This is a genomic window from Nocardioides humilatus (assembly GCF_008373755.1).
Taxonomy (GTDB): domain Bacteria; phylum Actinomycetota; class Actinomycetes; order Propionibacteriales; family Nocardioidaceae; genus Nocardioides; species Nocardioides humilatus.
Map to the genome: position 1 here is coordinate 59,340 of NZ_VUJV01000007.1, position 19,076 is coordinate 78,415.

General features: G+C 67.5%; 18 protein-coding genes. 17 read left to right on the forward strand and 1 reads right to left on the reverse strand.

Annotated elements, in window-relative coordinates; all coding sequences use genetic code 11:
- Positions 1 to 46 precede the first annotated feature (46 nt).
- From F0U44_RS18725 to uvrB, 11 genes are read left to right on the forward strand one after another with little or no spacing between them, the layout of a single operon-like run.
- A complete protein-coding gene (locus tag F0U44_RS18725; RefSeq protein WP_188113555.1) occupies positions 47 to 1,048 on the forward strand; it encodes an MCE family protein in 1,002 nt (333 codons plus the stop codon).
- A complete protein-coding gene (locus F0U44_RS18730; protein WP_188113556.1) occupies positions 1,045 to 2,085 on the forward strand; it encodes an MCE family protein in 1,041 nt (346 codons plus the stop codon). The genes F0U44_RS18725 and F0U44_RS18730 overlap by 4 nt, the downstream gene beginning before the upstream one ends.
- Positions 2,082 to 3,059 carry an MCE family protein gene (locus tag F0U44_RS18735; RefSeq protein WP_149729900.1) on the forward strand — a complete coding sequence of 326 codons (978 nt, stop codon included), beginning with the start codon at positions 2,082 to 2,084 and terminating at the stop codon, positions 3,057 to 3,059. The genes F0U44_RS18730 and F0U44_RS18735 overlap by 4 nt, the downstream gene beginning before the upstream one ends.
- On the forward strand, positions 3,059 to 4,168 hold the full coding sequence (locus tag F0U44_RS18740; protein ID WP_149729901.1) for an MCE family protein: 1,110 nt from the start codon (positions 3,059 to 3,061) through the stop codon (positions 4,166 to 4,168). Before F0U44_RS18735 ends, F0U44_RS18740 begins: the two co-directional genes overlap by 1 nt.
- On the forward strand, positions 4,168 to 5,388 hold the full coding sequence (locus F0U44_RS18745) for an MCE family protein (RefSeq protein ID WP_149729902.1): 1,221 nt from the start codon (positions 4,168 to 4,170) through the stop codon (positions 5,386 to 5,388). The genes F0U44_RS18740 and F0U44_RS18745 overlap by 1 nt, the downstream gene beginning before the upstream one ends.
- Position 5,389: 1 nt before the next feature.
- Positions 5,390 to 6,487: an MCE family protein gene (locus F0U44_RS18750; protein WP_149729903.1), complete on the forward strand. Its 1,098-nt coding sequence runs from the start codon at positions 5,390 to 5,392 to the stop codon at positions 6,485 to 6,487.
- On the forward strand, positions 6,484 to 7,050 hold the full coding sequence (locus F0U44_RS18755) for an Rv1363c family protein (protein WP_149729904.1): 567 nt from the start codon (positions 6,484 to 6,486) through the stop codon (positions 7,048 to 7,050). The genes F0U44_RS18750 and F0U44_RS18755 overlap by 4 nt, the downstream gene beginning before the upstream one ends.
- Before the next feature lie 49 nt (positions 7,051 to 7,099).
- Positions 7,100 to 8,362, forward strand: coding sequence for a phospholipase D-like domain-containing protein (locus F0U44_RS18760; protein ID WP_246160654.1), 1,263 nt, complete (start codon positions 7,100 to 7,102; stop codon positions 8,360 to 8,362).
- A gap of 4 nt (positions 8,363 to 8,366) precedes the next feature.
- Positions 8,367 to 9,251, forward strand: coding sequence for an SDR family oxidoreductase (locus tag F0U44_RS18765; protein ID WP_149729905.1), 885 nt, complete (start codon positions 8,367 to 8,369; stop codon positions 9,249 to 9,251).
- Positions 9,248 to 9,790 (forward strand): carboxymuconolactone decarboxylase family protein, encoded by a 543-nt coding sequence (locus tag F0U44_RS18770; protein ID WP_149729906.1) that lies wholly within the window; start codon positions 9,248 to 9,250, stop codon positions 9,788 to 9,790. Before F0U44_RS18765 ends, F0U44_RS18770 begins: the two co-directional genes overlap by 4 nt.
- A 33-nt stretch (positions 9,791 to 9,823) precedes the next feature.
- Entirely contained in the window at positions 9,824 to 11,953 is a 2,130-nt protein-coding gene (gene uvrB, locus F0U44_RS18775; protein ID WP_149729907.1) for an excinuclease ABC subunit UvrB, read from the forward strand.
- A gap of 10 nt (positions 11,954 to 11,963) precedes the next feature.
- Here uvrB and F0U44_RS18780 read toward each other — a convergent pair whose 3' ends face one another.
- Complete coding sequence (locus tag F0U44_RS18780; protein WP_149729908.1) at positions 11,964 to 12,644, reverse strand: ion channel; 681 nt, start codon at positions 12,642 to 12,644, stop codon at positions 11,964 to 11,966.
- 248 nt (positions 12,645 to 12,892) lie between these two features.
- On the opposite strand from F0U44_RS18780, the gene F0U44_RS18785 reads away from it, so the two are divergent.
- Genes F0U44_RS18785 through F0U44_RS18810 form a run of 6 tightly spaced genes read left to right on the forward strand, consistent with a single transcriptional unit; the run spans position 12,893 to position 19,072 of the window.
- The gene (locus F0U44_RS18785) at positions 12,893 to 13,615 is read left to right on the forward strand and encodes an MlaE family ABC transporter permease (RefSeq protein WP_188113557.1); all 723 of its coding nucleotides are present in this window, start codon (positions 12,893 to 12,895) and stop codon (positions 13,613 to 13,615) included.
- Position 13,616: 1 nt separating this feature from the next.
- Positions 13,617 to 14,456, forward strand: a complete 840-nt coding sequence (locus F0U44_RS18790) for an MlaE family ABC transporter permease (RefSeq protein WP_149729910.1) — start codon at positions 13,617 to 13,619, stop codon at positions 14,454 to 14,456.
- On the forward strand, positions 14,456 to 15,769 hold the full coding sequence (locus tag F0U44_RS18795; RefSeq protein WP_149729911.1) for an MCE family protein: 1,314 nt from the start codon (positions 14,456 to 14,458) through the stop codon (positions 15,767 to 15,769). Before F0U44_RS18790 ends, F0U44_RS18795 begins: the two co-directional genes overlap by 1 nt.
- Positions 15,766 to 16,854, forward strand: a complete 1,089-nt coding sequence (locus tag F0U44_RS18800; RefSeq protein WP_149729912.1) for an MCE family protein — start codon at positions 15,766 to 15,768, stop codon at positions 16,852 to 16,854. Before F0U44_RS18795 ends, F0U44_RS18800 begins: the two co-directional genes overlap by 4 nt.
- Positions 16,851 to 17,840, forward strand: a complete 990-nt coding sequence (locus tag F0U44_RS18805; protein ID WP_149729913.1) for an MCE family protein — start codon at positions 16,851 to 16,853, stop codon at positions 17,838 to 17,840. The genes F0U44_RS18800 and F0U44_RS18805 overlap by 4 nt, the downstream gene beginning before the upstream one ends.
- Positions 17,840 to 19,072 (forward strand): MCE family protein, encoded by a 1,233-nt coding sequence (locus F0U44_RS18810; RefSeq protein WP_149729914.1) that lies wholly within the window; start codon positions 17,840 to 17,842, stop codon positions 19,070 to 19,072. Before F0U44_RS18805 ends, F0U44_RS18810 begins: the two co-directional genes overlap by 1 nt.
- Positions 19,073 to 19,076 lie beyond the last annotated feature (4 nt).

A 19,076-nucleotide genomic window follows, 5' to 3' on the forward strand; every position in this document is an offset into this window, starting at 1 on the left:
GCAGATGTCTAGAGAACTTCCTCGTCACACCCTCGCCAGGCGCGGCGTGATCGTGCTGGTGGCGTTGGCTGTCATCGCTGTGCTCATCTCGTTGCGCACCAACGGCACGTTCGGCTCCAAGCCGCACGTCTCGGCGGTCGTCGCCGACGCCGGCGGCGCACTGCGCAAGGGTTCGGACGTCAAGCTCGGCGGCGTCATCGTGGGCAAGGTCAGCTCGATCGAGCGTGACAAGTCCGGCGGTGTGCTCGTCGACATGGAGATGTCGGCAGACGACATGGACCACGTGCCTGCCAACGTGGTCGCGCGGATCCTGCCGGCCACGGTCTTCGGCACCACCTTCGTCGACCTCGTCGTGCACGGCACCCCGTCGAAGGAGAAGCTGAAGGCGGGTGCTGACATCAAGGCCGACAGCACTCAGGAGACGCTCGAGTTCCAGCAGGCGCTCGACGACATCGACCGTCTCGTGAAGGCGCTCGGCCCGGCCGAGCTCGCCTCGGCGATCGGTTCGGCGTCGCAGGCCCTGCAGGGCCGAGGCGCCCAGCTCGCGGCGACGACCAACACGCTCAACTCCTACCTGGCTCGGCTCAACCCGCGGATGCCCGCGGTGCGCGCCGACCTCGACGACCTCGCGACGAGCCTCGACGTGCTGGACGACGTGGCGCCTGACCTGCTCGACGCCACCGACGACAGCCTGGTGTTCCTCAACAGCCTGGTCCGGCAGGAGGCGTCGCTGACCTCGCTCATCGCGGGCGGCACCGACCTGGCCGACGTCGCCAACGAGTTCCTGTCGCGCAACCAGCAGCGTCTGGTGCGGTGGATCAACGGCACGGGCGGCTTCGTCGACGTGCTCTACGACAACCGGCGCGTCGGCATCACCGACGCGATCAGCGTCAACCTGGCCCTGGGCAAGCTGCTGCCCACGACGGTGAGGCACGGGTTCGTCCACTCCGACATCACGCTCAACACCGACCTGCCGGCCTATTACGGGAGCGGCGACCGCCCCTCCTACCGCACCAGCTTCGGTTCCATGGTCGGAGGGACTCAGTGACCGGCATCAAGACAGTCGCCGCCAAGGTCGCGGCGTTCGCCGTGGCCAGCATCGTGTTGCTGGCCCTGCTGATCAACACCATGCAGAACGGCGTCTCGGGCGACAAGCACAGCTTCAAGGCGGAGTTCGCCGACGTCAGCGGCCTGCGGGTCGGCGACGACGTCAAGGCCGCGGGCGTCCGCGTCGGTCAGGTGACCGGCATCGAGGCGACCAAGGAAGGCGCGGAGGTCGACTTCGTTCTCGTGTCGGAGCAGAAGATCTACGACACCACCAAGGTGATCATGCGCTACCAGAACCTCCTGGGGCAGCGTTACCTCCAGCTCCGGCAGGAGGGCGTCCGGGGCGACGAGCTCAAGGACGGCGCCAAGATCCCGGAGTTCGTCGATTTCGGTCCGCGCAACGACCGGTGGCGCACCAGTGCCGGCTTCGACCTGACCGAGCTGCTCAACGGCTTCCGGCCGCTCTTCGAGATCCTGCAGCCGGCCGACGTCAACAAGCTCGCGACCTCGATGGTGAAGGTCCTCCAGGGCGAGGGCGGCACGATCGAGGGCCTGCTCCAGCAGACCGCGGAGCTGACCAACTTCGTCGCCGACCGCGACGACCTCATCGGCAACGTGATGACCAACCTGACCCCGGTGCTGCAGAACCTGGCCGGCCAGGGTGACGAGCTGCGCGGGACCGTCGTCGAGCTGGAGAGGTTGATGACCGGCCTCGCGAAGGACCGCAAGTCGATCGGCTCCTCGATCGACGGGATCAGCCAGCTGGTCGGAGCCACGAGCTCACTGCTCAAGCAGGTGAAGGTGCCGATGACGCGCACGACCGACCGTCTCGCGACGGTCGCCGACATGTTGGCCAACTCCCGCGGGGACCTGGACGACGCGCTCGGCGCCTTCGGAGACATCTTCGAGACGCTCGGTCGAGCGGGTTCCTACGAGAACGCGCTCAACGTCTACGCCTGTTCGTTCGCGATCGCCATCGGCGACCTCGCGGTCAACCCGGCCGGCAACAACGGCCCCTGGTCGGAGGTGTGTCGATGAAGCCGATCACCCAACGTGATCCCTACAAGATCGGCCTGGTGGCGGTCGGGGCTCTCGGCCTCGTCGTCGCGCTCGTCGTGATCCTCAGCGTGTCGAACTTCGGCAAGAAGTCCTACACCGCGGTACTCGAGCACACCGGCGGCCTCCGCTCGGGTGAGGACGTCAAGGTGCACGGGGTGCCGAACGGCAAGGTGACCGGCATCGAGCTCGACGGCGACAAGGTCATCGTCTCGTTCGTGCTCGACAACGACATCGACCTCGGTTCGACCACCGAGGCGACCGTCAAGGTCGCGACGCTCCTGGGCACGCACTACCTCGAGGTCGACCCGAGCGGTGGCGGCGAGCTCGCCGACGACCGGATCCCCCTCGACCGGACCTCGGTGCCCTACAACCTCCAAGACGTCCTGGAGAGCGGGGCCGGTGCGCTCGAGGAGCTCGACCCCGACCTCCTGGCGCAGGCGCTGACCCAGATGGCCGGCACCCTCGGCGCGTCTCAGGACCAGATCCGACCGGCGCTCGAAGGCGTCGCCCGGCTCTCCGACGTGATCGCCACCCGATCCGGCCAGACCGGTGAGCTGCTGACGGCGGCGCGGAGCGTCACCGACCAGCTGGCGGCCAGCAGCGACGACATCGTCGGGCTGATGAAGCAGACCAACGTGGTCGTCACCGAGGTCACCGCTCGTCGGCAGGCGATCCACACGTTGCTGGTGGAGACGACCGACCTGTCCCGCGCTCTCGAGGAGATCGTCAACTCGACCAAGGGCAAGCTGGAGCCGGCGCTTCGCGACCTCAACGACGTGATCGACTTCCTCAACCAGCAAGACGACGAGCTGCAGCGCGTGCTCGACGTGATGGCACCGGCCGTTCGCTACGTCGCCAACGCAGCGGGCAACGGCCCGTGGGTCGACCTGTTCCTCCATGATCCGGGTGTCCCGGGCGATGACGTCTTCTGCCACACGCGAGGTAACTGCTGATGACGACCCAGGTGAAGAGGCAGACGAAGGGGATGACCGTGCGGGTCGTCAACGATGTGCCCCCGCGCCGCAGCGCGCCCGCCCGCCTGCTCGGCATGGTCATGCTCGCGGTCGTGGTGCTGCTCACCACGTCGTGCAGCGCGCTCCCGGGCGGCCTGGGCGGCGGCAAGATGGAGGTCACCGCCTACTTCGAGGACTCGGCAGGTCTGTTCGTCGGCAACGACGTCGGCATCCTCGGCGTCGTTGTCGGGAAGATCACCTCGATCGAGCCCGACGGTGAGCAGGTCAAGGTCACCATGGAGATCGACGACGACTACGACGTCCCGGCCGATGCCGGCGCTGTTGTCGTCGCCCGGTCCGTCGCGACCGACCGTTACGTCGAGCTGACGCCGGTCTACAAGAAGGGTCCGAAGCTCGAGGACGGGGCCGAGATCCCGATCGCGCAGACCCGTACCCCCGTCGACTTCGACCAGCTGCTCGCCGCCCTCAACGAGTTCTCGACCGGCATCGCCGGTTCGAAGACCGCGAAGGACGCGATCGCCAACTTCATCAACAAGGGAGCGGGCGCACTCGAGGGCAACGGACCGCTGGTCAACCAGACGATCCACGCGCTTCAGGAAGGGGTCAACGGACTCCACTCCCAGCGCGACAACGTGGCCTCGACGCTGAAGTCGCTCGACGTGCTGCTGGCGGCGATCTCGCAGAACGAGTCGACGGCACGCACCTTCATCCACCAGGTGTCGGAGGCATCCGACCTGCTCGCCGACGAGCGGGAGAACTTCCGCTCGGCCCTGCGTGCGCTCAACGACGCCGTGACGGTGGTCGCTGAGTTCGCCGTCGACAACCGCCAGCAGATCGTCGAGGCGCTGGGCGGTTCGACGAAGGTGGTCAAGACGATCATGGCCAAGCAGGACCAGCTGACCGAGATCCTGCGAGTGATGCCGCTCGCGCTGCAGAACCTGCAGCGTGCTCGCCGGGGCGACCGGGTCGCGGTCACCGCCGACCCGATCGCGCTGCTGCCGCTCGGCGGAGTCCTGAACCAAATCTGTGACCAGCTGCCGCCGGCGATCTGCCAGCTGATCGGCACCGACCCGCTGGGGGGCAACTGATGAAGACCCGCACCCTGCGAGCCGCAGCAGCCAGCCTGGCGACAGTGGGCGTGCTGCTGGCCGGCACCGGCTGCTCGACCACGATGCGTGACCTGCCGATCCCGGGCACGGGCGTGTCGGGCGACACGATCGAGATCAAGGCCCGCTTCGCCGAGGCGCTCAACCTCGCCGAGGGCGCACCGGTCAAGGTCAACGGCGTCGACAGCGGCAAGGTGAAGTCGATCGACATCGACGACTACACCGCCGTCGTCACGATGACGGTCCGCAAGGACGCGAAGATCCACCAAGGTGCGACGGCTCGCCTGCGCTACACCACGCCCCTCGGTGAGCTGTTCGTCGACGTCAGCAACCCCAACGACGGCGCTGACCTGGCCGACGGCGCGGTCCTCGACCTCAAGCAGACCGAGACGGCACCGACGGTCGAGGACGCTCTGTCCGAGGCTTCGCTGCTCATCAACGGTGGTGGTCTGGCCCAGCTCCAGACGATCACCGAGGAGCTCAACACCGCGATGGGCGGCAACGAGGACGACATCCGCCTCCTGCTCAACCAGGCGGCGACGTTCCTCACCCAGGCCAACGCGACCTCGTCCAGCATCGACGCCGTGCTCAACTCGCTCGACTCGCTGTCGGGCACCCTCGGCAAGCGCGAGGACGTCATCAACCGGGCGATGAAGGAGATCCGTCCGGCCGCTGCCGTCCTGCGGCGCGCGACACCGGGTCTCACGAAGCTGCTGAAGTCGGTCGAACGGTTCTCCGGTGCCGCCAACCAGACCGTGACGGCGACCCGCACCCAGCTTCTCAACCTGCTCAGCGAGGCGGAGCCGGTGCTGGCCGAGCTCGCGTCCAACAAGGGCCGGTTCAACGAGATGCTCCAACGGCTCACCGACGCGGGCGCCGCGCTGAAGTCGGTGGCATCGAGCGACTACGCCAACCTCGACATCTACCTGCACCTCGACGGCATCCAGGCGGGCAACCTGGCCGTCCTGCAGCCGTTGCTCGACCTGCTGGGCATCACCGCGCCGATCGGCGACGTGCTCGACCAGCTCGGACTCGGCGACCTGTTGGGCGGGGTCCTGGGGGGCGTGGTCGGAAACCTGCCCAAGACCCCGGGACTGACCTCAGGGAGCCCCACCGGTCAGTCCGGTGGAACGGGCACTGCTGACAACGATCCGCTGTCGCTCGGGGGCCTGCTCAACGGGCTGCTCGGGGGAGGGAACTGACATGCCGAGTGTTCGTAGCATCCTCACCGATCGGCTCTACCTGAGCGCTGTGGGCGTTGTCCTCGTCTTCCTGGTCGCGATCGCCTACCTGTTCGCCGCTGTGCTCGACCAGCCGCTCACCTCGCGGCCGATCACGCTCAAGGTCGAGCTCCAGCAGACCGGTGGCCTGTTCGAGGGCTCGGTCGCCACCTACCGCGGCATCAAGGTCGGCAAGGTCACCGAGATCGTGCCGACCGACGAGGGTGTCGTCGCGACCGTCCGGCTCAGCTCGGGCACCGACATCCCGAAGGACTCACTCGCGCGCGTGCGGAGCCTGTCGCCCGTCGGCGAGCAGTACCTCGACTTCCAGCCGCGGACGTCCAAGGCACCGTTCCTCGAGAACGGCGACGTCATCCCGGCAGAGTCGACCGACCTCCCGGAGAGCCTGAGCTCCACGGTCGTCGCAATCAACAAGGTGCTGCGGCAGATCGACGACAAGAAGCTGAAGCTCGTGCTCGGTGAGCTGAGCACGGCGCTGGCCGGCACGGGCGACGACATCGGCCGGATCCTCGACCAGGGCACGGACCTGCTCGCGACGCTGGACGAGGTGTGGCCCGAGACCAACCGCGTGATCGACAACGCGGGCACGGTGCTGCCGATCATCAGCGACAACGCCGGTGAGCTCCGCAACCTGGGGGTGAAGGCCAAGCAGTTCGCCGCCTTCCTCCGTGACTACGACCCGGAGTGGCAGCAGGTGCTCGAGCGCACGCCCGGTCAGATCGAGGACCTGAAGGCGCTCATCCAGGATGCCGACGAGGTGCTGCCCGGATTCCTCGACGCGGGCGTGAGCTTTACTGACCTCGTGATGTCCTTCGAGCCCCACCTGCGGGCGCTCCTCCAGGAATACCCGAAGGGCCTGGGAGTGCTGGTCGCAGCCGTCCACGACGGTGCCCTCAACATCGAGGCCATCCCGGTGCGGACGGCGAGGTGTGACTACGGCACCCCGCGGCACGTCCCGTGGGACCCGGAGCGCTACGCGTTCAACAAGGACGCCCACTGCGCCCCGTCGTTCGCGCGACTGCAGCGCGGCGCTGCCCACGCCCCTGGCCCGGTCCGATGACGGTGGTGCAGAAGGGGGAGTCGCCGGACAACAGCGTGGAGCGGCGCTACCAGCTCGCGATCCTCGTGCTGGTCGTCATCGTGCTGGTGGGCGCGGTCTCCTCGGTGTGGCTGGTCTCGAAGAAGAACAGCGCCGAGGACGACCTCAAGGATGCCAACGAGAAGGTCGCGACCTATGCGGCCGGCCCGGAGGCACGCGACGCGGCTGAGGCGATGCTGCTGGACATGTTGTCCTACGACTACAAGAGCATCGACGACGAATACAGCTGGCTCGACAACTTCACGAGCGACGAGCTGCGGAAGCGCTACGCGCAGCAGATCCCGAAGCTGAAGAAGATCATCAAGGCGTCGAAGGCCTCCGCGCAGGGCGAGGTCGTCTCGTCGGCCTACAACACCGTCGACGACGACTCCGCCACGGTGCTGGCCTTCGTCCGCCAGGTCCTCAAGGCCAACGGCAAGAAGTCGGCGGTCGAGGACCAGTGGACGACGCTGAAGATGGTCCGCGACGGCGACGACTGGAAGATCGACGACATCAACATCGTCTCGGTGCCGCCGTCGTCGTGAGCAGCGGGTCGCGGAAACGCGGCGCAGGGGTCCGACTAGATTGACTGCCGTGGGACAGGACGAGCAGCGTGGTGGGTGGGACCTGTCCCGGACCCTCCGTCGCACGCTGCTGACGATCCTCGGGGTCCAGGTGGGCCTGGCGGTCGTGATGTCGCTCGTCGACTCCTACCGGCGTCGCGGCAAGAAGCCGAAGCCGTTCCCGACGCGCGCCCCTGAGACGGTCGCGGTCGGCGAGGGCGAGGTAACGACCTACACCTACGGTCGCGACCTCTACGACGACATGATCGCCGCGATCGACGGCGCCCAGCGCCAGATCCTCTTCGAGACCTACATCTGGAAGGGCGACGCGATGGGGGAGCGGTTCAAGCGCGCTCTCGCCGCGGCCGCCGACCGGGGCGTCGAGGTCTACTGCATCTACGACAGCTTCGCCAACCTGGTGGTGTCGCCGACCTTCAAGCGGTTCCCGTCCTCGATGAAGGTGCTGCCCTACCCGGTCTATTCGGCCGGATGGCGTTTCTTCGACCTGCGCCGCTACGGCCGCGACCACCGCAAGATCCTCGTCGTCGACGACCACACCGGCTTCATCGGCGGCTACAACATCGGGTCGGCCTACGAGACCGAGTGGCGCGACACGCACGTCCGGGTGACCGGGCCGGCCGTGTGGGACCTCAAACGCGCGTTCGCCGACTTCTGGAACCTCAACCGTCGCCGCCGGATCCGCAGCTCCGAGCGGCCGCTCCTCCTGGAGACCGCGTCGACCTGGGAGCCCCAGATCCGGATCCAGCGCAACGTGCCGCGGCTGTGGGTCTTCCCGATCCGCGGCATGTACCTCGAGGCCATCAACCGCGCGAGCCGCAACATCTGGTTGACCCAGGCCTACTTCATGCCCGACCAGGACTTCGTCGACGCCCTCAAGGACGCCGCGCGGCGGGGGGTCGACGTCCGGCTGCTCCTCCCGTTGAAGTCCAACCACATCGTGGCCGACTGGATCTCTCGCGGCTACTTCAGCCAGCTGCTCGACGCCGGCGTGCGGATCCTCCGGTTCCGTGACGCGATGGTCCACTCCAAGACGGCGACCGTCGACAGCACCTGGTGCACGGTCGGCACGGCCAACATCGACCGGCTCAGCCTTCAGGGCAACTACGAGATCAACCTCGAGGCGATCGACGAGACGCTGGCCAAGGAGCTCGAGGAGATCTTCCTCGTCGACCAGTCCAACTGCCTCGAGCTGACCAGCGGCGAGTGGGAGGCGCGCGACCTCCACCGCAAGTTCACCGAGGCCTTCCTCAAGCCGCTCCGAACGCTACTGTGACCCGATGCTGAGGCCCCCCGTCCGCGATCTCGCGGGCAAGAACGTCTTCGTCACCGGTGCCGCGAGCGGCATCGGCCGAGCTGTCGCCCTCCAGGCTGCGCGGGAGGGTGCCGTCCTCCACCTGACCGACATCCAGGCCGAGCAGCTCGCGCAGGTGGCCGACGAGGCACGTGCCGCCGGGGGCCGGGTGGTCGTGGCCGAGGCCGCCGACATCACCGACCACGACGCCGTACGTCTCCTCGCGAAGCGGGTGACCGAGGCGTCCGGCGCGATGGACGTCGTGCTCAACGTCGCCGGCATCGCCATCTGGGGCACGGTGCGCGGGCTCGAGCACGAGCACTGGCGGTCCCTGGTCGAGGTCAACCTGATGGGCCCGATCCACGTGATCGAGGAGTTCCTGCCGCCGATGATCGACGCGGGCCGCGGCGGCCAGCTCGTCAACGTCTCTTCCGCAGCCGGCATCATCGCGATGCCGTGGCACGCCGCCTACAGCGCGACGAAGTTCGGCCTGCGTGGGATCTCCGAGGTGCTCCGCTACGACCTGCGCCGTCACAAGATCGGGGTGACCCTCGTCGCCCCTGGAGGCGTCGACACCGGGCTGGTGCAGACGATCCGGATCGCGGGCGTCGACTCGACGGATCGCCGGTTCCAGAAGGCACGTCGGCAGTTCCAGCGCCACGCGGTCTCGCCCGAGAAGGCGGCCGAGGCCATCTGGAAGGGCGCCCTCCGCAACCGCTACTGGGTCTACACCTCCGCCGACATCAGGCTCGTGCACCTGCTGCAGCGCTACTTCCCGCCGGGCTACGCGCTCGCTATGCGTGGATTCAACTGGGGCGCCCACCGGGTGCTGCCGGTCGTCGACCAGGCCCGCCGTTCGGACCTCCAGTGAGCACCGAGCCCCGGGTCGCTCCCGGCACCTGGCGGCAGACGGGTCCGTTCGTCGCCGCCTTCGCCTACGCCGCAGGGCGGGTCGCGGGCACCGAGTCGCCGGCGGTGTTTCGCACCCTGGGTCGCAACCGCGGGCTCTTCTGGGGCTGGCTGCACTTCGCGGGCCGGATGATGCCCGGGGGCCGGCTGCCGCGGCGGGAGTCGGAGCTGCTGATCCTGCGGGTCGCCACCGCGTGCGGGTCCGACTACGAGCTCGCCCAGCACCGCACGCTCGCCCGGCGGGCCGGGCTCACCAAGGACGAGATCGCGCGGGTCGAGGCCGGTGGGCTCGACGGATGGGATCCGGCCGACCGGACCCTGCTGGCGGCGGCCGACGAGCTGCTGGCCACCGAGGACCTCAGCGACGACGGTTGGGCAGCGCTGGTCGCCGACCACGACGAGCGCACCGCGATCGAGATCGTGATGATCGTGGCGCACTACCGGATGCTCGCCACGGCGCTGCGCACCTTCCGGGTGCAGCCCGACCGCCCCCGCTCCTGACCCACCGTCGGTGGGCGCCCGTAGGCTCGACACATGCGCCCGATCACCGACCTCGAGCGTCGCGTCGCCCCGTTCAAGGTGGAGTCCGACTACCAGCCCTCCGGCGATCAGCCCGCCGCCATCGCCGAGATCACCCAGCGCATCGAGAACGGGTCCCAGGACGTCGTACTCCTGGGTGCCACCGGCACCGGCAAGACCGCAACGGTCGCCTGGGTGGCTGAGCAGGTCCAGCGTCCGCTGCTGGTGCTCCAGCCCAACAAGACACTTGCCGCGCAGTTCGCCAATGAGCTGCGCCAGCTCTTCCCGAAGAACGCGATCGAATACTTCGTCTCCTACTACGACTACTACCAACCCGAGGCCTACGTCCCTCAGACCGACACCTACATCGAGAAGGACAGCTCGATCAACGAGGAGGTCGAGCGGCTGCGTCACTCGGCCACCAACAGCCTGCTGACGCGTCGCGACGTCATCGTGGTGTCGACGGTGTCGTGCATCTACGGCCTCGGCACGCCCCAGGAATACGTCGACCGCATGGTGCGGCTGCGGGTGGGCGAGGAGCACGACCGCGACAGCGTGCTGCGCCGCCTCGTCGACATCCAATACACGCGCAACGACCTGTCCTTCACCCGCGGCACCTTCCGGGTGCGCGGTGACACCCTGGAGATCTTCCCGGTCTACGAGGAGCTCGCGGTGCGGGTGGAGTTCTTCGGCGACGAGATCGAGCGGCTGATGACGCTCCACCCGGTCACGGGGGAGGTCCTCACCGAGGACACCGAGCTCCACGTCTTCCCGGCGAGCCACTACGTCGCGGGTCCGGAGCGCATGGAGCGCGCGATCAACGGCATCGAGGCCGAGCTGGCCGACCAGCTCGCGACCTTCGAGCGCCAGGGCAAGATGCTCGAGGCCCAGCGGCTGCGCATGCGCACCACCTACGACATCGAGATGATGCGCCAGATCGGCACCTGCTCGGGCATCGAGAACTACTCGATGCACATCGACGGCCGGTCCCGGGGATCCGCGCCCAACTGCCTGATCGACTACTTCCCGGAGGACTTCCTCCTGGTCATCGACGAGTCTCACGTCGCTGTCCCGCAGGTCGGGGGGATGTACGAAGGCGACATGTCGCGCAAGCGCAACCTCGTCGAGCACGGCTTCCGGCTGCCGAGCGCGATGGACAACCGCCCGTTGCGGTGGGAGGAGTTCCTCGACCGGATCGGTCAGACGATCTACCTGTCGGCCACGCCGGGTGATTACGAGCTCGACAAGGTCCAGGGCGACGTCGTCGAGCAGATCATCCGTCCGACCGGGCTGATCGATCCCGAGGTCGTCATCAAGCAGACCAAGGGCCAGATCGACGACCTCATCCACGAGATCCGGCTTCGCACCGAGCGCAACGAGCGGGTGCTGGTCACGACGCTCACCAAGAAGATGTCGGAGGACCTGACCGACTACCTGCTCGACGCCGGCATCCGCACCCGCTACCTGCACTCCGAGGTCGACACGCTCAAGCGGATCGAGCTGCTGCGCGACCTGCGACTGGGCGCCTACGACGTGCTCGTCGGCATCAACCTGCTGCGCGAGGGCCTCGACCTCCCCGAGGTCTCCCTGGTGTCGATCCTCGACGCCGACAAGGAGGGGTTCTTGCGCTCCGACAAGTCGCTGATCCAGACGATCGGGCGCGCGGCCCGCAACGTGTCCGGCCAGGTGCACATGTATGCCGACCGGATCACCCCCTCGATGGCTTCCGCCATCGACGAGACCAACCGGCGGCGCGCCAAGCAGGTCGCCTACAACGAGCTCCACGGCGTCGACCCGCAACCGCTGCGCAAGAAGATCGCCGACATCACCGAGATGCTCGCCCGCGAGGACGAGACGACCCAGGAGCTGTTGCAGACCTGGGCCGATGCCGGGGTCCGTGGTCGCGCCGGGGGAGTGAAGGGTCGGCGGGCGCCGGTGCCGACCCTCGGCGAGCGGGCCGCGGGCGAGCACGCCGCCGAGCTGGCCGGACTGCCGAGCTCCGACCTCGCCGAGCTGATCCAGGACCTCACCGACCAGATGAAGGGCGCTGCTGCCGAGCTGCAGTTCGAGCTCGCGGCGCGGTTGCGCGACGAGATCAACGAGCTCCGCAAGGAGCTGCGGCAGATGGTCGAAGCCACGAAGTAGCGCGCCGGCGCTACTGCTCGATCCTTCGCGCGTGGCTGAGGCCGACCAACCGGGCGATCACGAGGGCGACGTAGAGCACGCCGGCGACCTGCTCGATCATCACGAGTGATCGAGCGTGGTCGAGCACGGGGTAGACGTCGGACAGGCCGACGCTGGTGAGCGTGGTGAAGGACAAGAAGAGCAGCTCGAACCAGCTGACAGCGTCGCCGGCCTCGGTGCCGTAGCCGATGAACGACCCGGGCCACAGCACCTGCGCGGCGGCGTAGACGTAGGCGAAGGCCCACGCGACCACGGTGAACGCCGCGCCGACCGCGTAGAGCTCGTCGCGGGTCACGACGTCGTCGTGGAAGAGATAGCGGATCATCGCGTAGGAGACGAAGAGGTAGAAGGGCACGTGAAAGGCGGCCGACGCGAGGATCACCGCGTCGGGGTCGCCGGTCACGGGCTCGAGGATCGCGAACACCATCGCCGGGAGCCCGAGGACCACCGCGACCCAGCTGAGCGCCGGGGTCGCCCGGACCGCCCAGGCGGCGATGAGGACAACCCCCATCTGCACCACCCCGACGACGGCTCGCCCGGCGGTGGAGCCGTCGAGGAAGGGGTAGAGGAGCACGACGAAGAGCTGCGCGGCGAGCAGGACGGCAGAGGGGTGTCGGGCGACGGCGCGGAGTCCGGCCTCGGGGGTGGTCACGGTCGGGAATCGTACGGCGGCCGGGTCCGGATCCAGGAAAGAACCATCTCCAGGTCATTTGACCCGCTAGCGTGACCGACGGCGACACGCTGTCGTTACGAGTTGTGTAACGGGTCACAATGTGGTTCGTTTACCCAGGAACGAGAACACGTTCTAATATTGGCCCGACGTCAGATCAACAAGGGGAGGTGGCCGGGTTGGCGTTCAGCGCTGCTTCGGTCATTCGTGGACCCGGTGAGATCGCCGTCATGGCGGTCGAGATCACCAAGAGGGCTTTCACTCGGCCCTTCCAGTTCCGAGAGTTCGTCGAGCAGGCCTGGTTCATCACCAGCGTCACCCTGATGCCGACGATCCTGGTCTCCATCCCGTTCGGCGCTGTGATCTCGCTCCAGGTCGGCAACCTGACCGGCCAGCTCGGCGCGCAATCCTTCGCTGGTGCGACAGCCGTGCTCGCCACGGTCCGTGAGGCCGCGCCGATTGCCGCAGCGATGATCATCGCCGGCGCCGCGGGCTCCGCGATCTGCTCCGACCTCGGCGCGCGCAAGATCAGGGAAGAGATTGATGCCATGGAGGTCCTCGGCATCGATCCGCTCGAACGGCTGGTCGTGCCGCGCGTGGTGGCGACGATGTTCGTGGCCTTCATGATCAACGGCATCGTGATCACCGCCGGCATCGGCGGCGGCTACTTCTTCACCGTGATCGTGCAGGGCGGATCGGCGGGAGCCTTCCTCTCCTCCTTCACAGCTCTGGCCTCGCTCCCCGACCTCTACATCGCCATGGTCAAGGCGATCATCTTCGGCTGGCTCGCTGCCATCGTGGGCGCCTACAAGGGCCTGGGCGCCGGCGGCGGACCGCTGGGCGTCGGCCGGGCGGTCAACGAGGCCGTGATCGTCGCCTTCATGCTGCTGTTCTTCCTCAACGCGGTCATCTCCGCGATCTACTTCCAGGTCGTTCCTCCGGTGGGGCTCTGACATGGCCGTGATCACCGACCTCGTCTCGGGCGCCGTCCAAGGGCGTCGCAAGTCGCTGGAGCAGTACGGCGACCAGCTTCTGTTCTACGTCAAGGCCGTGGTCTGGGTCCCTGCCGCGATCAAGCGCTACCCCCGCGAGATCTGGAACACCCTGGCCGAGGTCGCGTTCGGCGCCGGTGGCCTCAGCGTCATCGCCGGCTCGGTGGGCGTCATCGCCTTCATGTCGTTCTTCGCGGGCACCGAGGTGGGTCTGCAGGGCTACGCGTCGCTGAGCCAGATCGGTGTCGCGAAGTTCAGCGCGTTCATCTCGGCCTACTTCAACACCCGCGAGGTGGCACCGCTGGTGTCCTCGATCGCGCTCGCGGCGACCGTCGGCTGCGGTTACACCGCTCGGCTCGGCGCGATGCGGATCTCCGAGGAGATCGACGCCCTCGAGGTGATGGCGATCCCGTCGCTGCCCTTCCTCGTGACCACTCGGATCATCGCGGCGTTCGTGGCCGTGATCCCGCTCTACATCGTGGCTCTCTGCGCGTCGTACCTCTCTCCGCGACTGATCGTCGTCTACATCTACGGGCAGTCCGCCGGCACCTACGATCACTACTTCCTGCAGTTCCTGCCACCCATCGACATGCTTTGGTCGTTCTTCAAGCTGCTCTTCTTGGCGGTCGCGGTCATCCTCATCCACTGCTACTACGGCTACACGGCCTCGGGCGGTCCGGCCGGCGTCGGTCGAGCCGTGGGTCAGGCGATCCGCACCAGCATCGTCACGATCGTGGTGGCCGACTTCTTCCTCAGCTTCGCGATCTGGGGATCGACGACGACGGTGAGGATCACCGGCTGATGCTCGTCAACATCCACCACGACTCCGCCAAGGAGCACAACCGACTGTTGATCGCCGGCATCGGTTTCATCCTGACGATCTCGCTGCTCGTGTACTTGTCGATCGCGATCTACAACAAGGACTTCGACCGGACCACGACGATCACGATCAAGGCCGACCGTGCGGGCCTCCAGCTCGCGAAGTTCGGCGACGTCCGGATGAACGGCGCCCTCGTCGGCCAGGTCCGCAAGGTGGGCCAGGACGGCGAAGAGGCCTCGATCGAGGTCGCGCTCGACCCCGACGCTGCGAAGAAGATCCCGGAGAACATCACCGTCGAGATCCTCCCGACCACCCTGTTCGGCCAGAAGTACATCGCGCTTGAGCGGCCCGCATCGCCGTCCTCGACCTCCCTGAGCGACGGCGACGTGATCTCGTCAGACCGGGTCAACACCAACGTCGAGCTCAGCCAGATCATGGCCGACCTCTTCCCGCTGTTGCGGGCGGTCCGGCCGGCCGACCTCAACGCGACGCTCAACGCGCTGGCGACAGCGCTCGAGGGCCGCGGCGAGCAGATCGGCGAGACGATGGACTCGCTCGGCTCCTACCTGTCGGTGATCGACGACGAGCTCCCGACCCTGCGCGAGGACCTGATCGCGCTGGCCGACGTGGCCGACGCCTATGACCTCGCTGCACCCGACCTGCTCGACACGCTGGACAACGTGACGGTGACCAGCCGGACGATCGTGCAGAAGCGCAAGGACCTCGACGTCTTCTTCTCCGACCTCGCTGGACTGGCCCGCACGTCGACCCGGATCCTGAGGGACAACGAGCAGAACATCATCGAGGTCGGACGTGTGACCGAGCCGGTCCTTGCCCTGCTCGACACCTACTCGCCTGAGCTCCCGTGCCTGCTCAAGGGCGCGGCCGCCTACGCCCCGATCCTGTCCAAGACGTTCGAGGGCAACGTCGTGAAGCAGTACATGGAGTTCGGCCAGTTGCAGTACCGGCACTTCGACGAGAGCGACCTCATGGAGTACGGCGAGGTCGGCCACGGGCCGTGGTGCCTCGGACTCCCGCGATTCAAGATCCCCGGCGACCGGGTGCCGCTCGACAACGGCAGCGACATCGACGAGTCGCCTCCGACGAGCATCCTCCCCAACTTCGGCGCTCTCCCTGACATCAACCTCACCAGCGGCTTCGCCGGGAGCGAGGGCGACCAGGAGGTCGTCAACGCGCTGCTCGCCGACCGTTCGGGCAAGGAACCCGACGCCTACGGAGCCCTCGGGTCGCTCCTCTACGGGCCCGTCGTGCGGAAGGGGGAGCACGCCGGATGACCGCCACCCACAGCCGTAACTCCGTCTTCCTGGCCGCCGCCATCAAGCTCGGGTTCTTCAGCATCGTCTCGGTCCTCGTCACGGGCCTGCTCGTGGTGATCATGGGCAACATCGGCCTCGGCCCCGGCAAGACCTACAAGGCGATCTTCACCAACGCGAGCACGCTCAAGAAGGGTGACGACGTCCGCGTCGCGGGCGTCAGTGTCGGCGAGGTCAAGAACGTCGAGCACTACGAGCGCTCGATGGCGCTGGTCGAGTTCCGGATCGACGCCGACATCGAGCTGACGACCTCCTCGACGGCTGAGATCCGGTTCCTCAACCTCGTCGGCGCCCGCTACCTGGCGCTGGAGCAGGGCCACAACGCCGACGCCGCCGCTCCGATGAAGGAGGGCGACACGATCCCGGTGCAGCACACGAGCCCGTCGCTCGACCTCACCGTGCTCTTCGACGGCTTCAAGCCGCTCTTCCAGGCGCTCACGCCCGACCAGGTCAACGAGCTCAGCCTCAACCTGGTCCAGGTGCTGCAGGGCGAGGGCGGCACGGTCCGCGGCCTGCTCGAGCACACGGCATCGCTCACGACCGCGCTCGCCGACCGGGACCAGCTCATCGGTCAGGTCGTCACGAACCTGTCCGAGACCCTCGACACGGTCAGCAAGCGCCGCGAGCAGCTCAGCGACCTGGTCATCGAGCTCAAGGACTGGATGACGGACCTCGCCAAGGACCGCGAGACGATCGGCGGATCGCTCGACAACATCTCCGACCTGACGGTCACCGTCGCCGACCTGCTCCACCGCGGCCGGCCGCTGCTCAAGCGCGACATCTCGGCCCTCCACGACCTCGCCGCGTTGCTCAACGACCCTGACCAGCGCGCCGAGGTGGTCGACCTGCTCGACCGCATGCCCGAGGTCATGTCCGACCAGATCCGCACCGGCACCTACGGCTCCTGGTACCAGTACTACGTCTGCGGAGCGTCGGTGAAGCTCGATCTGCCGGCCCTCGGCAACATCCCGATCATTCAGCAGATCCAGAACGCGTTCGCCAACTTCGAGTTCACCTCGACCGCCCCGAGGTGTCAGGACCGATGAGAGCCAGCCAGTCCCGCACGATGCGCTACGGCGTCATCACCTTGGTGGTGATGGCGATCATCACTGCTGCGACGTTCAACCTGAGCAAGTTCCCGGGCTTCCGCGGCACGACCTACTACGCGGAGTTCAGCGACGCCAGTGGCATCCACAAGGGCAACATCGTCCAGGTCGGCGGGATCCAGGTCGGCCGCGTCACCGACGTCTTCATCGACGACAAGACCAAGGACCGCGTGGTCGTGAAGTTCGAGGTCGACGGCGGCGACGTCGACTTCGGACCCGACTCGACCGCGTCGATCGAGGTCCTCAACCTGCTCGGCGAGAAGTTCCTCGACCTCCAGCCCTCTGCCGAGGGTCAGCTGAAGAGCGGCGGCACCCTCCCGCTGGACCAGACCGAGGCGGCCTACGACATCGTCGGGGTGTTCAGCGATCTGACGACCACGACCGAGAAGATCGACACCAACAAGCTCTCCGAGGCGCTCGACGTGGTGGCGGGGACGATGAACGACTCGGCCCCGGAGATCGCGGCCGCCTTCGACGGCATCGCCCGGCTGTCCCGCAGCGTCTCCCAGCGCGACGAGCAGATCCAGACGCTCTTCGAGAGCTCCCAGGAGGTCACCAAGGTCCTGGATCGGCGCAGCGCCGACATCGTCGACCTGATGCGCAACAGCGACCTGGTCTTCAAGGAGCTGCGCTCGCGCAAGGAGGCGGTCCACCGGCTCCTGGTCAACGCGCGGACGCTGGCGATCGAGCTGCGCGGCGTGGCGACCGACAACGAGGCGGAGATCGGCCCGGCTCTCAACGAGGTCAATGAACTCCTCGGCGTCCTGGTCGACAAGCGCAACGAGCTCAAGGCGACCTTGCACCAGGTAGGCCCGTACGTGGAGATCCTCAGCAACATCATCGGCACCGGCCCGTGGTTCGACGCCCTGGCGATCAACATCCTCGGTTTCCCGACCGGCGAGTTCGTCCCCGGAACGAGGCCGTGATGGCGAAGAAGATCTGGGACCGCATCGACCGGAGGATCATCCTCCTGGTCGTCCTGCTCGTCGCCGTCGGCGCGGTGCTCAACGTGACCGTGTCCGGCCGAGAGACCAAGACCGTGACCGCGATGTTCCCGCGGGCCGTGAGCGTGTTCAAGGGCACCGACGTGCGGATCCTCGGCGTCAACGTCGGCGAGGTCACCGCGGTGACTCCGGCGGGCAACGCCGTACGGGTCGACATGGAGTACGACGCGACGTACGACATCCCGGCCGACGCGCAGGCCGTCATCGTCACCCCGACCCTGGTCGCGGACCGCTTCATCCAGCTCACGCCGGTCTACCGGGCCGGCCCGACGATGGCGGACGGCGCGACGATCGAGCTGCCCGACACCGGGGTTCCGGTGGAGCTGGACCGGATCTACAGCAGCCTGCGTGATCTCACGGTGGCGCTGGGTCCCAACGGGGTCAACAAGGACGGCACGCTCAACCACCTGCTTCAGGCCGGCCAGAAGGCGCTGCAGGGACAGGGTGCTGCGGGCAACGAGATGATCCGGGAGCTCGCACTCGCGGCAAAGACCTTCGGTGACGGTGCCGGTCCCCTGTTCGAGACGGTCACCAATCTCGCGTCGTTCACCGAGACCCTCGCCGACAACGACGCCCTCGTGCGAGCGTTCATGGAGGACCTCGCCGGGGTCTCGCAGACGCTGGCTGACGAGAGCGACGAGCTCCAGCAGGCCGTCGCCGCGGTCGCGAGCGCCGTCGGCTCCGTGGAGAGCTTCGTGCGGGACAACCGTGACGGACTCTCCAAGTCGATCCGCCAACTCAGCTCGGTGATGTCCGCGATCGCCTCGGAGAAGGACAACCTCCGCAAGGCGCTGGAGATCGCGCCGACGGCCATGGACTCGCTGCACCTCGGCTTCGACCACCGCACCGGATCGCAGAACTCCCGGGTCGGCATCGCCGGCAACATCTGGACGGCCGACGGCTTCATCTGCGGTCTGCTCCAGCAGGCGCCGGGCGTGCCGCGTGCGCTCAAGGACGTTGCGTGCGACCTGATCGCCCAGCTGATCAGCCCGATCGTCGACAACCTGCCGCCGCTGCCGCCGGGTTATGAGCAGTACGTCCCGAAGCCCGCGGTGTCCAAGAACGGAGTCGTCAACGTGCCGGACGTCCCGGACATGACCTACGTCCCGGCGACCGATCCGTCCCTGGCCGGCATGCTCGGGGGTGCGTCGTGACGAC